Below are 11,470 nucleotides of genomic sequence, written 5' to 3' on the forward strand. Positions count from 1 at the left end.
CTTAGTTATTGGAATTTGAAAATTATATAAACAATAGGGAACATTTTAATTATCTTGTGCCCGTTAAAATACAATCATGAAAAAATTATTATTACTAGTAGCTTTTGTAGCTTCATCTTTCTCATTTGCACAAACAGGTTATGTTGATGCAGAGTTTTTATTGTCTAAAATGCCAGAGGTAAGCGCTGCAGAAACACAATTAAAAAATTACACCAGTAACCTTCAGGCAGATATTACAAAAGCCGAAACCAATGCTAATGCAAGATTTCAAGCTTTACAACAAGAAGCACAATCAGAAGGAGTGACTGAAGAAAGAAGACAAGAAATCATTAAAATGGCGCAACAGCTAGAAGGTTCTTTAAATACAGAAAAGCAAGGTGCCGAATTAAAATTAGCAACTAGACGAAATGAATTGATGCAACCTATATATGATAAACTGAATGCAGCTATAGAAAAGGTAGCAAAGGCAAAAGGATTTAAAATTATCGTATCTGTTAGTTCTGTATTATTTGCTGAAGATTCTGCAAATATTACTGAAGCTGTTAAAACAGAAATGGGATTATAGTCTCTATATTTTATAATTTAAAAGCCGCTCTAAAAGAGCGGCTTTTTTTGTGACTGGTTGTGAGTGAATCACCATAAAAAACTTGTCATAATACATTAGTTATATTCAAATCTGTATATTTACCTAGTCTTCTTAAATGGCAACTTTTTAAGTTCTAAATCTTAGATACAATGATCGATTATTCATATAAAATAGCTTCTCATGTAAGGGCAATGTGGTAATAATATAAGTTCTCTATACCTTAATTATTATAACATTATTTACAATTAAAAATTATTATGTCTAAAGAAATAAAAAACTTAACTAACCTAGCAAATACAGAATATTCACTTAAAAAACTTTTCAGTGAAGCCGAAGATTTTCTTCCATTACTAGGTACAGATTACGTAGAATTATATGTAGGAAATGCAAAGCAAGCAGCACATTATTATAAAAGTGCGTTTGGATTCCAATCATTTGCTTATGCTGGCCTAGAAACTGGTCTTAAGGATCGCGTATCCTACGTATTAACACAAGGCAAAATTAAACTTGTCCTTACCACTCCATTACAAAAAGGTGGAGAGCTCAATGAGCATATCAATGTTCATGGAGATGGCGTTAAAGTAGTTGCTTTATGGGTAGATGATGCTAGAAGCGCGTTTGAAGAAACAACTAAACGTGGTGCAAAACCTTACTTAGAGCCTACTGTTGAAAAAGATGAATTTGGTGAAGTAGTGCGCTCGGGTATTTATACCTACGGAGAAACTGTTCACATATTTGTAGAACGCAAAAATTATAATGGAGTCTTCTTACCAGGATATGAAAAATGGGAATCTCATTACAATCCTGAGCCTGTAGGTTTAAAATTTATCGACCATATGGTTGGTAATGTAGGATGGGATGAGATGAATAAATGGTGTAAGTTCTATGGTGAAGTTATGGGATTTGCTCAAATCATTTCTTTTGCAGATGATGATATCGCTACAGAGTATACTGCTCTTATGAGTAAGGTAATGAGTAACGGTAATGGTCGTGTTAAATTCCCTATCAATGAACCTGCCGAAGGAAAGAAAAAATCTCAGATAGAAGAATATTTAGATTTCTACAATGGTCCTGGAGTTCAACATATTGCAGTGGCCACAGATGATATAGTTGCGACAGTAAGCGCAATGAGAGAACGTGGTGTTGAGTTTCTTTATGTTCCAGATACTTATTATGACGATATTTTAGAACGAGTAGGTGAGATCGATGAGGATATAGAATTACTTAAAAAACATGGTATTCTTATCGATAGAGATGATGAAGGTTACCTGTTACAGTTATTTACTAATAACGTATTAGATAGACCTACCATGTTTATTGAAGTAATCCAACGTAAAGGTGCCCAATCCTTTGGAGTAGGTAATTTTAAAGCTTTATTTGAGGCTATAGAAAGACAACAAGCGAGAAGAGGTACTTTGTAAATATTATTTAAATCAAATAAAAAAGCCCGAAATCATTATTGATTTCGGGCTTTTTAAATTAGAATGATATTAGCTTATCAGCATTATTGTAGCCATAATAATCATTATTGCATTTTCAATAAACGTAGCCTCAGTCATCGGTAATTTTAAAACCGTTCCCAAACATGCACATTGAATGGACTTCTTATCTAGTAAGGTTTTAGTTACGCCACCAGTTGTAATACTTAAGACTACTAAGGTGATAAGTAACGCAAGGTCAACTTGAAATCTTATTAGAAACATTAAACCTAGCGCTGTTTCTATAAATGGGTATGCCCAAGCATATCCAGGAATTAATTTGGCTAGTGGATCGTACATTTTAAAACTGACTGGAAAACCTTTTAAGTCCAGTATTTTAAAAAAACTAAAGACAATAAAGAATAATCCCATAAAATCGAGCATCGCTTCATTCCAGTTCTCTCTGCTATAGTTCAATAAAAGTGTAGCAATTGTGATATACCCTAGAATTAAAAATAGAGGCTTCAGTTGCTGTAACTTTGATTGTTTTGGTTCCGCTTTCGCGAAAGCGGAATTCTCAAATATATTTTTTTCCTCTATCAGACTTATATGATACTTAGGACTAAGTGCATGCTGGAATGTGTCTAAACTTATATGAGAGGCCATGTTTATCACAGCCTGCTCATTTTCTAGTGTAACAGTTGCGTGATCCACATCATCAATGTTATTTAATTTATTCTCAACATCAGCACGACAACCATTGCACGTCATGCCTTCTATGTGGTAAATAAGTTTCATCATTTTTTAGGTAAATAAAGAGATAAATTAGAACCTTTTAATCCATCTATGTGACCAGCAATAACGGTTGGACTTATAGTTCTAAAGTGCATGTGTAAAAAAGTTGTGTGATGAGTAAATACAGCTTTGTGCTTTTTTGAATAAAAACCTATAATTTCTACTTCTTGGTTTTCAATCGTACCATAAGCACCTGATTCTTTATGTTTTTTATGATTGTGTACTAGGTCGCCATCTATCCAATTAATCACATGCCAGTTTAATAGGTCAACAGTACCTTTTAAAAGAAAAGGAAATGGTTTTTCTGTATCTATGGCATTCTTTATAGCGTGTATTTCTAATTGCTGCTCTAATTGATTGTTATCAAAGAATCCATCAAGATTGATTGCTGTAGTCCAGTTTTCAACTTGCGCATAAACTAATAAGGCTGCCTGATGATTAAAATGAGATTCTATAGTGACACGATTATCATCAGATTCTTTACTGACATAAGATTCACTATCGAAAATTTGAACTTCACCTTTCAAATTTTCTAAAGCACCTAGAGCATAGAGATGAGGTAATTCGTGAATGGAGTCTAGTGACGCAGTCGCCACTAGATTCCCAGACATGATGTTCATTAAAGCACCAGTATTCTTTACTGTATAATCTGTTTGCTTCTTCTTTTCACAGCTACATAGTATTAAAAAACATATTATAGATAAGAAAAAGAGCTTATTCATGGGTTATATCTTTAAGTATATATTTGATCAATTGACCTTTACGGTAATTAGTAATATACATCAAACCGTCTTGAACAAAGATATCTGTAGGTTTATCGATGTTAGTTTCTATGATTTGTTTTAATTGATGTTTCATATCAAAAATGAGAACACGTCCATTTTCAAAATCTGTAAGCAATACTTCATTATCAGTTACATAAATTCCTGTTGCGGCATTTATTTTTTGATCAGCTCCTATTATGGCTATTGCTTTTCCTGTTTTGTCAAATACTTGTGCTCTATGATTATAAGCATCTGCTATGTAGATGTAGTTTTCTGTGATCTGCACATCTGTAGGGTAGTAGAGCTGTCCTAGCTCTTTGCCTTCTGTACCTATACTTATCCATTCTTTACCATCATAATAAAGTACCCGATTAGGATAGAAATCTGCAATAGCGATTTCATCTTCAAAAACGCTTATCGCTGCTGGTGCGTCTAATGAATCTTGTAGTACTAAGTAATCCATTTTGTTATCTCGCATTACTGCGATGGAGTCACGTCCATATTCTGGTATGAAAAGAGCTCTTTCCTTAAGTAATGAAGTAGTCACTTTATCTGTGATTTCAAAGTCTGATTCTCCAAAATCTATATGCATCGGTCTTTCAAAGCCTTCCATCTCAAATAAAACACTTCCATCTTCATCTACCTTAACCACACGATTATGGTCTCCATCACTTAGAAAGATATCATTACCATCCATAGCAATACCTATAGGGTTGATACCGTCCAGTTCGATTACTTTTTCAAATTGCCAGTCTTGTGGAACAGCAGCTTTATCTGTACATGAGATTATCGTGGTCGCAGCCACGATAATATATATTAATGTTCTCATTAGTTTGCTCTTTCGTATTTGCAACATGGGTGCAAGTTATCATAACTAGCATCTGTAGCTCTAGTCCCATTAGTGTCATGACCTACACCAGCCGCAGCGCTCTCAATATTTTTTTCACTAGTCTGATTCTGGTCATAGCTAACAGTTAGTATTTTTGTGTCTACGTTCCATATAGCTGTAGCAACACCATCAACAGCAGTTGTTGCTTTTTCTATACGTGCCTTGCACATACCGCACATACCATTGACGTAAATTTTAGATGTAGTTACCTCATTGACTGTTTCTTTTTCAGCTTCTTTGTTAGTTTCAACTGTACCACTTGCGCGTGTGATTTTTGCGTCGTTAGGTGTGTATCCCGCTTTTACTACTTGAGCTACAACAGCTTCCATAGTTAACTCTTTTGCTGCTGGATAAGTGAATGAGAAATCTCCTGTTTCTATATCAATTGCAATGTCTTTAATCCCTTTAAATTCTTTAAACTTTTTCTCTAGGCCATAAGCACAGAATGGACAGCCTAAACCGTCTACCTGTACCTCAAATTGATCTCTATCTTTATTAGATTGTGCATCTACTGGGGTTAAAGCAAGTAGGCTTATCATTATGCTTAATATAATTGTTATTTGTTTCATCTTGTTTTAATGTTATTCATTAGGAGACCGTTATAGCAGTATCCATGTTGATGTTTGTTGTGTTTATTTGTGATTAAAAAGTATATCGCGTTCCCACAAAAACAGAATAGTTCAGTGCGCGATCATCTGCTATATCTTGAATAAGAGGTAATTGAACCGCTAAGTCAAAGGTGATATTCTTACGAGCATATTGTATCCCTTGAGCATATAATAACTGGTACCAATCGCGCTCATGTAGCCATACACTGTTGTATTCAAAATATAGATTAAGTTGCTTATTAGGATACTGAGGTTTTAATAATGGAAGGCCAAAACCTAGTTTAGTTCTGAATTCATCTAAGCTGCCGTCTGGCATCCAGTTGTAACCTATCTCTGTAGAAATACCGTATTTCAAAGTTTCTAAACCTGATACAATACCGTAATATCCAGAGTACTTTCCTGTAGAAATATCCATCACATCGATTTCCTGACCGGTAGGTAAAGTTTGTAAGGTCTTTGCAACCATACGGAATGTTCTTCCAGTACCATCTTTACGGTAAAATTGATATTTCCCCATAATTTTCATGTCCGCTAGTCCACTGCCACTAGTGTCACTCAAGTCATAGTTGACATAAGGTACGTGCAAAGCGATTAGTGAATTTGCAGTAGGTAAATAATGCAGCATTACGGGAACATAAACGGCTGTTCCACGCTCGGTGTTTCTGATTTCAGTTAGGGTTTTCATGGTGAAGCTATTGCCTCCTAGCATGATAGGTTTATCTGCTGTAATGGGTGGACCTTGAGCATACGCTTTCGCGAAAGCGAAAACCATCAAAGCCACCATAATAATATGTTTCATAGTGTTATAAAATAAAGTTAGTAATCTTAATTAATGCCTAATGGCAATTGAGAGAACAACTTTACTTAGATAAGAAAAGACTGGTGCAACACTGGTATGTCCCTTATGACCAGAGGCGGCGAGTAAGATGTAAAAGGTGTGTCCACAAGATCATCGCCAGTGATCGAATAGATAAAGGAATGAGTGAATAATATTATAAACTGTTGCTGGTCTAAATTAAAATGATCCCATGATAATTTTAAATCATCTTGCCCTTTTACTAATTCCACAACATCATTACAACAACTTTTTTCTAGTACCACGGCACAAGATTCTGTTGTTTTGTTGGTCTCCATTCCACAACCATGGGATGGTACGATCATCGAAATATCTTTTAAAAATGGACCACAAAAATGTTTATGTACACTGAATGAAAGGGTAGAGCATAATACTACTACCGCCATCATAAGCACAGATATATTTTTAAGCATTTTTAAAAGCATATTACAAAGATACAATAGTTGTTCCTAAAATGTTGTTAAGTGGATTTTATAGTATTTTTGCAAAATGAAAAAATTGATGTTTTGCTTGTGTTTTCTATGTGTTTGGGTCTCTCAAGGTCAATCTAATGGTAATAGTTTTAACACTGAAAATCAGTCCTTATGGAGAGATTTTACCTATGATATGGGTAATGTTTTTCAAGGTGTAGGATATGCGTACTCTAGACCTATCTACTGGCAACAAGATGATTTTTACAAACTAGGTGCGACAACAGCTGTGACGTTGGGACTTTATTCAATTGATGATCAATCAAGGCGTTATTTTGTAGAACATAAAGAAAATGTGCCTAATTTGATATTGGATTATGGATGGTATGCTGGTAGTCCACAAAATAACTATGGTGCTACAGGTGCAGTTTACCTAACTGGTTTGTTTACACGCAATGAGAAATTAAGAAGAACTGGAGTTTTACTATTATCATCAGCGACTGCTACAGGGTTTTTACAACAATTAACTAAGTCGGTAACAGGAAGAGCCAGACCACAGACTAATCTAGGTAAAAATCACTTTAAACCATTTGGTGGATCTGCTGGTTATCGATCTTTTCCGTCTGGACATGCAGTACTCACTTTTACAAATGCACACGTTATTGCAAAGCAATTTGATAGTTGGTGGATTAAAGGACCTATATATGCCATCGGTGTGACTCCTGGATTAACACGTATCTATGAAGAACAGCACTGGGCAAGTGATGTTTTTTTAAGTTGGGTTTTAAGCTACTTTGTAGTAGAGAGTATCGATAAATACTTAGATAAAAAGTATGATCAAAAATATAATTCTGACTCTAAGGATAATCTAACTTCTCTAAATTTCACCTTTTCTGGTAATAGGTTAGGTGTCGTTTATTCTTTTTAGTAATTCTTAAGAATATAGTATTAAAAAAACACCTATCATGATGCCTGCTAGTGGTATGAGTTTTTGACGTTTATTTTGTTCCTTAAAAATTAAACCGCCTATTACTACCGCAATGATGATTTGACTGCGTTTTATTGCGGACAGTAGCATAATCATGGCGTCGGGATCTTGCAGTGCTTTGAAATAAAAATAGTCTGCAGTTTGTAATAATATACCAACTGCAGGGATAGACCACCTAAATTTAAAATCTTTGCGTTTTTGTGGATATGGAAACCATGTAATGGATAAGATAATCAGTAAGATTATAATAGTGTAAAAGCAGAACCAAAATTGTAGCGTTTGCGGATTGAGCATTAAACTTTGTATTAAGAACTTATCGTATAATCCACTTGACGCTCCTAAAAATGTGGCGCCTATAATCGCAAAAACCCATTTATTGCTTTTAAAATGGATGCCTTCTTTTTTACCTATTCTAGAATATAATAATACCGATAATATGATTAAGAAGAAGCCTATCCATTGATAATTATTTGGGGCTTCTTTATATATAAAAATAGCACCTATAAATGTGAAAAATGGACCTGCAGACCTTATTGGTGTCACAATGGTGAGTGGTAAATGTTTAAGTGCTTGATAGGCCAGTATCCAGGAAGCAGCCATTATCATAGATTTAATGATAATGTAACCATGCGTCGTCCATGGTATAGATTCTACATAAAAACCTATTTCTTTAGTTGCTTCAGGCGCATAGATAGAACCGATGTAAAAAGGTAAGATTAATAAAAAACCTGCGATCAATGTGCCTAATAAAACAGGGAACACCTCATTACCACGCACAGCATGCTTTTTACATAGATTGTGTAATCCTAAAAATAAAGCGGCAAGTAAGCCTAAATACATCCACATGCCGCGAAGATAGTTTTTTGAAGAAATTGAGTGGCATTATTTCAAATAAGTCTACGTTTTGAGATGTAAAAAGATGCAATCTATTTTCAAATGAGAATTTATTATTAAATCCTTGTTCAATTGAGATTAAAACAAGGAATTGTCAATCAAATTGCCAATATGCTAAATTTTAGAAGTTTGTGTAGGTTATTGATGCCTGTTTCAAATAAATACTTACATTTACCGCATGAATTTATCTAGAAATAAAAATATATCCTTACCGGTGCGCTTTACGTTGCGACGCCGCTGTGCTTAATCTCACTTAGCATTTAGATATAATTTTTATTTTTTTACATTGAATTCACTTCCATTATTATTTACTACTTTTTTAACTGCTCCTTCTAGGAATGGTTTTTCTGTGCGTCCTACTTTACGACGCCCACGCCCGTAAGGGTTCTTTCTTTTTGGGAATTTAGGTGCGTCCAGTTCTTCTTTTCACAACTACACTTTACACTTTTTAATTTATAAAATCAATCTCAATGGAAATTGTTATTGCTCATAAATCGCATTCAAAATATGCGCAAATCATTTGTGATACCATAGCCGACGCTGCCAAAGTGCGCGGTACAGGAATCGCAAAACGTACACCAGAATATGTCACTACCAAAATGGAAAATGGCAACGCGGTTATCGCACTGGATAACGGAAAATTTGCAGGTTTTTGTTACATAGAGAAATGGGGACACGGCAAGTTTGTCGCAAACTCAGGCCTTATTGTACATCCAGATTATAGAAATCTAGGACTGGCCAAACAAATTAAAGAACGCATCTTTTTACTATCTAAAGAAAAGTTTCCTGATGCAAAGATATTTAGCATCACCACTGGACTAGCTGTTATGAAAATGAATAGCGACCTAGGTTATAAGCCTGTTACTTTTTCTGAATTAACAGACGACCAGCAATTCTGGAACGGTTGCCAGACCTGTAAGAACTACGACATCTTACAACGTACAGAACAAAAAATGTGTTTGTGTACAGGAATGATCTATGACCCTTCTAAGAAAACAACCGAAGAAAAGAAACCTATTAAAAAGTCTGTTTTCAACAGATTAAAACAAATTAAGCAAACGCTTATTCTCAAAAAAGATCAAAATGAACAATAATAAAAAATTAGTAATAGCCTATAGTGGCGGACTGGATACCTCATATTGTGCCGTATATCTTTCACAAGATCTAGGTTATGAAGTGCATGCCGTGTGTGTGAATACAGGTGGTTTTACTCAAGAAGACCTTAAAACTATAGAATCTAACGCTTATAAAATGGGCGTGAGCACTTTTAAAGCAATAGATGCTGTCAGCACTTTTTATGATAAAGTCGTTAAGTATTTGATTTATGGAAACGTGTTGAAGAACAATACATATCCGCTATCGGTAAGTGCAGAGCGTATTGTGCAAGCCATTGAGATTATAGAATATGCAAAAACCATAGACGCACAATTTATCGCTCATGGAAGTACTGGCGCCGGAAATGATCAAGTACGTTTTGATATGATTTTTCAAACTCTAGCACCACATATAGAAATTATTACACCTATAAGAGATGGTAAACTATCACGTAAACAAGAGATAGATTATCTCATAGAAAACGGAATAGCCATGTCTTGGGAAAAGTCTCAATATTCTGTCAATAAAGGACTGTGGGGAACTAGTGTCGGTGGAGCAGAAACTCTGACCTCGCTCAAAGCATTACCAGAAGAAGCCTATCCATCACAACTTCAAAAAGAAGGAAAGGAACAAGTGAAACTCACCTTTAAAAAAGGAGAGTTAATCGCTGTAAATGGGAAAGAGCAATCTTCAGAACTGGCTATACAACAACTCAATGATCTTGCTTCTTCATATGCTATAGGTAGAGATATCCATGTAGGCGATACCATAGTAGGTATGAAAGGTAGAGTAGGTTTTGAAGCCGCAGCAGCGTTGATTACTATCAAAGCACATCATTTATTAGAAAAGCATACACTTACTAAATGGCAGTTACAGCACAAAGATTATCTGTGTAGTTTTTACGGTATGCACCTGCATGAAGGTCAGTACCTCGATCCTGTAATGCGCGACATGGAGGCTTTCTTAGAAAGTAGTCAGGTTAAAGTTACTGGAGATGTTTATGTCACTTTACAACCTTATCACTTTACTCTGGACGGTATAGAATCGGCAAACGATTTAATGAATGCAAAATTCGGTACTTATGGAGAAGAGAATAAAGCATGGACAGCAAGTGAGGCCAAAGGTTTTATCAAGATCATAGGTAACAGCAATAAGATTTATAACCAGATACATCAAGAATCATGATTAAAGCAGGAATAATAGGTGGTGCAGGTTACACAGCAGGAGAATTAATAAGACTTTTAATTCACCATGATGAGGTAGCCATAGATTTTATATACTCGACTTCAAACGCTGGCAATGCGGTGAGTGATGTGCATCAAGACCTTTTAGGTACTACAGATTTGGTGTTTACAAGCCAGTTAAATAACAATGTAGATGTTTTGTTTTTATGTCTAGGCCATGGCAATTCAAAATCTTTTTTAGAGAAGCATCAATTTTCAACGAGTACAAAAATTATCGATTTAAGTAATGATTTTAGATTGATGGAATATGCACGCTTTCGCGAAAGCGAGTTCACATATGGACTGTGCGAGTATCAAAAAGAAGAGATTAAAAAAGCTACTCATGTGGCAAATCCAGGATGTTTTGCAACAGCCATACAACTTGCTATTTTACCACTAGCTGTACAGCAATTGATAAAAGAAGATGTGCATGTAAATGCGGTTACTGGTGCAACTGGTGCAGGTACAAGTCTGTCACCTACAACACATTTCACATGGAGAGATAATAATTTCTCACACTATAAAGCTTTTACGCATCAGCATCTAGGAGAAATAAATCAGACTTTAAAACAGTCGCAACAAGATTTTAATTCTAATGTGTTATTTGTGCCTAATCGTGGTGATTTCAGTAGAGGGATTTTTGCGACAGCTTATACTAAAATAGACCTATCACTAGAAGAAATAAAAGACTTTTATAAGGACTACTATAAAGACTCACCATTTGTATTTGTGTCTGATAAAGAAGTGCATTTAAAGCAAGTAGTTAATACTAATAAGTGTCTTATTCATCTACATAAGCATAATAACATTTTATTGATAACGAGTGTCATCGATAACTTATTAAAAGGTGCGTCTGGACAGGCAGTACAAAATATGAACTTGATGTATGATTTTCCAGAGGATCAAGGTTTACAACTTAAAGCCAACTTTTTTTAAACTCAAAA

Annotated in this window: 13 protein-coding genes; 6 read left to right on the forward strand and 7 right to left on the reverse strand. The window is 35.0% G+C overall.

Going from position 1 to position 11,470, the window contains the following annotated elements:
- Window positions 1–76 precede the first annotated feature (76 nt).
- Together IL45_RS03590 and hppD are read left to right on the forward strand one after the other, a co-directional pair.
- Entirely contained in the window at window positions 77–565 is a 489-nt protein-coding gene (locus IL45_RS03590) for an OmpH/Skp family outer membrane protein (protein ID WP_036580407.1), read from the forward strand.
- A gap of 278 nt (window positions 566–843) precedes the next feature.
- Window positions 844–2,007 carry a 4-hydroxyphenylpyruvate dioxygenase gene (gene hppD / locus IL45_RS03595; RefSeq protein ID WP_036580409.1) on the forward strand — a complete coding sequence of 388 codons (1,164 nt, stop codon included), beginning with the start codon at window positions 844–846 and terminating at the stop codon, window positions 2,005–2,007.
- A 69-nt stretch (window positions 2,008–2,076) separates the two neighbouring features.
- Here the strand turns inward: hppD and IL45_RS03600 are convergent, their stop codons facing one another.
- The 6 genes from IL45_RS03600 to IL45_RS03625 all read right to left on the reverse strand — a co-directional run bounded on the left by IL45_RS03600 (window position 2,077) and on the right by IL45_RS03625 (window position 6,341).
- The gene (locus tag IL45_RS03600; RefSeq protein ID WP_036580519.1) at window positions 2,077–2,802 is read right to left on the reverse strand and encodes a heavy-metal-associated domain-containing protein; all 726 of its coding nucleotides are present in this window, start codon (window positions 2,800–2,802) and stop codon (window positions 2,077–2,079) included.
- Window positions 2,802–3,521 carry a hypothetical protein gene (locus IL45_RS03605; RefSeq protein WP_036580411.1) on the reverse strand — a complete coding sequence of 240 codons (720 nt, stop codon included), beginning with the start codon at window positions 3,519–3,521 and terminating at the stop codon, window positions 2,802–2,804. The genes IL45_RS03600 and IL45_RS03605 overlap by 1 nt, the downstream gene beginning before the upstream one ends.
- Window positions 3,514–4,392 (reverse strand): NHL repeat-containing protein, encoded by an 879-nt coding sequence (locus IL45_RS03610; RefSeq protein WP_036580414.1) that lies wholly within the window; start codon window positions 4,390–4,392, stop codon window positions 3,514–3,516. Before IL45_RS03610 ends, IL45_RS03605 begins: the two co-directional genes overlap by 8 nt.
- Window positions 4,392–5,021, reverse strand: a complete 630-nt coding sequence (locus IL45_RS03615) for a heavy-metal-associated domain-containing protein (protein ID WP_036580417.1) — start codon at window positions 5,019–5,021, stop codon at window positions 4,392–4,394. Before IL45_RS03615 ends, IL45_RS03610 begins: the two co-directional genes overlap by 1 nt.
- Window positions 5,022–5,094: 73 nt before the next feature.
- A complete protein-coding gene (locus IL45_RS03620; RefSeq protein WP_036580419.1) occupies window positions 5,095–5,859 on the reverse strand; it encodes a hypothetical protein in 765 nt (254 codons plus the stop codon).
- A 65-nt stretch (window positions 5,860–5,924) separates the two neighbouring features.
- Entirely contained in the window at window positions 5,925–6,341 is a 417-nt protein-coding gene (locus IL45_RS03625; protein WP_200875674.1) for an HYC_CC_PP family protein, read from the reverse strand.
- A 64-nt stretch (window positions 6,342–6,405) separates the two neighbouring features.
- Here IL45_RS03625 and IL45_RS03630 point away from each other — a divergent pair, with 64 nt between their 5' ends.
- Window positions 6,406–7,254 (forward strand): phosphatase PAP2 family protein, encoded by an 849-nt coding sequence (locus IL45_RS03630; RefSeq protein WP_036580422.1) that lies wholly within the window; start codon window positions 6,406–6,408, stop codon window positions 7,252–7,254.
- 6 nt (window positions 7,255–7,260) lie between these two features.
- On the opposite strand, the gene IL45_RS03635 is transcribed toward IL45_RS03630, so the two are convergent.
- The gene (locus IL45_RS03635) at window positions 7,261–8,160 is read right to left on the reverse strand and encodes a DMT family transporter (RefSeq protein WP_036580424.1); all 900 of its coding nucleotides are present in this window, start codon (window positions 8,158–8,160) and stop codon (window positions 7,261–7,263) included.
- A 518-nt stretch (window positions 8,161–8,678) separates the two neighbouring features.
- Here IL45_RS03635 and IL45_RS03640 point away from each other — a divergent pair.
- Genes IL45_RS03640 through argC form a run of 3 tightly spaced genes read left to right on the forward strand, consistent with a single transcriptional unit; the run spans window position 8,679 to window position 11,462 of the window.
- Window positions 8,679–9,302: a GNAT family N-acetyltransferase gene (locus IL45_RS03640; protein ID WP_036580426.1), complete on the forward strand. Its 624-nt coding sequence runs from the start codon at window positions 8,679–8,681 to the stop codon at window positions 9,300–9,302.
- Window positions 9,292–10,488 (forward strand): argininosuccinate synthase, encoded by a 1,197-nt coding sequence (locus IL45_RS03645; RefSeq protein ID WP_036580429.1) that lies wholly within the window; start codon window positions 9,292–9,294, stop codon window positions 10,486–10,488. Before IL45_RS03640 ends, IL45_RS03645 begins: the two co-directional genes overlap by 11 nt.
- Window positions 10,485–11,462 carry an N-acetyl-gamma-glutamyl-phosphate reductase gene (gene argC, locus IL45_RS03650; protein WP_036580430.1) on the forward strand — a complete coding sequence of 326 codons (978 nt, stop codon included), beginning with the start codon at window positions 10,485–10,487 and terminating at the stop codon, window positions 11,460–11,462. The genes IL45_RS03645 and argC overlap by 4 nt, the downstream gene beginning before the upstream one ends.
- The last annotated feature ends 8 nt before the right edge of the window (window positions 11,463–11,470 follow it).

Source organism: Nonlabens ulvanivorans, assembly GCF_000732625.1.
Lineage (GTDB): Bacteria > Bacteroidota > Bacteroidia > Flavobacteriales > Flavobacteriaceae > Nonlabens > Nonlabens ulvanivorans.

What these genes read in the sequence shown, in the direction of transcription:
- IL45_RS03590 (WP_036580407.1), top strand. Translation starts at nt 77, where the DNA reads ATGAAAAAATTATTATTACTAGTAGCTTTTGTAGCTTCATCTTTCTCA.
- hppD (WP_036580409.1), top strand. Translation starts at nt 844, where the DNA reads ATGTCTAAAGAAATAAAAAACTTAACTAACCTAGCAAATACAGAATAT.
- IL45_RS03600 (WP_036580519.1), bottom strand. Translation starts at nt 2,802, where the DNA reads ATGAAACTTATTTACCACATAGAAGGCATGACGTGCAATGGTTGTCGT.
- IL45_RS03605 (WP_036580411.1), bottom strand. Translation starts at nt 3,521, where the DNA reads ATGAATAAGCTCTTTTTCTTATCTATAATATGTTTTTTAATACTATGT.
- IL45_RS03610 (WP_036580414.1), bottom strand. Translation starts at nt 4,392, where the DNA reads ATGAGAACATTAATATATATTATCGTGGCTGCGACCACGATAATCTCA.
- IL45_RS03615 (WP_036580417.1), bottom strand. Translation starts at nt 5,021, where the DNA reads ATGAAACAAATAACAATTATATTAAGCATAATGATAAGCCTACTTGCT.
- IL45_RS03620 (WP_036580419.1), bottom strand. Translation starts at nt 5,859, where the DNA reads ATGAAACATATTATTATGGTGGCTTTGATGGTTTTCGCTTTCGCGAAA.
- IL45_RS03625 (WP_200875674.1), bottom strand. Translation starts at nt 6,341, where the DNA reads ATGCTTTTAAAAATGCTTAAAAATATATCTGTGCTTATGATGGCGGTA.
- IL45_RS03630 (WP_036580422.1), top strand. Translation starts at nt 6,406, where the DNA reads ATGAAAAAATTGATGTTTTGCTTGTGTTTTCTATGTGTTTGGGTCTCT.
- IL45_RS03635 (WP_036580424.1), bottom strand. Translation starts at nt 8,160, where the DNA reads ATGTGGATGTATTTAGGCTTACTTGCCGCTTTATTTTTAGGATTACAC.
- IL45_RS03640 (WP_036580426.1), top strand. Translation starts at nt 8,679, where the DNA reads ATGGAAATTGTTATTGCTCATAAATCGCATTCAAAATATGCGCAAATC.
- IL45_RS03645 (WP_036580429.1), top strand. Translation starts at nt 9,292, where the DNA reads ATGAACAATAATAAAAAATTAGTAATAGCCTATAGTGGCGGACTGGAT.
- argC (WP_036580430.1), top strand. Translation starts at nt 10,485, where the DNA reads ATGATTAAAGCAGGAATAATAGGTGGTGCAGGTTACACAGCAGGAGAA.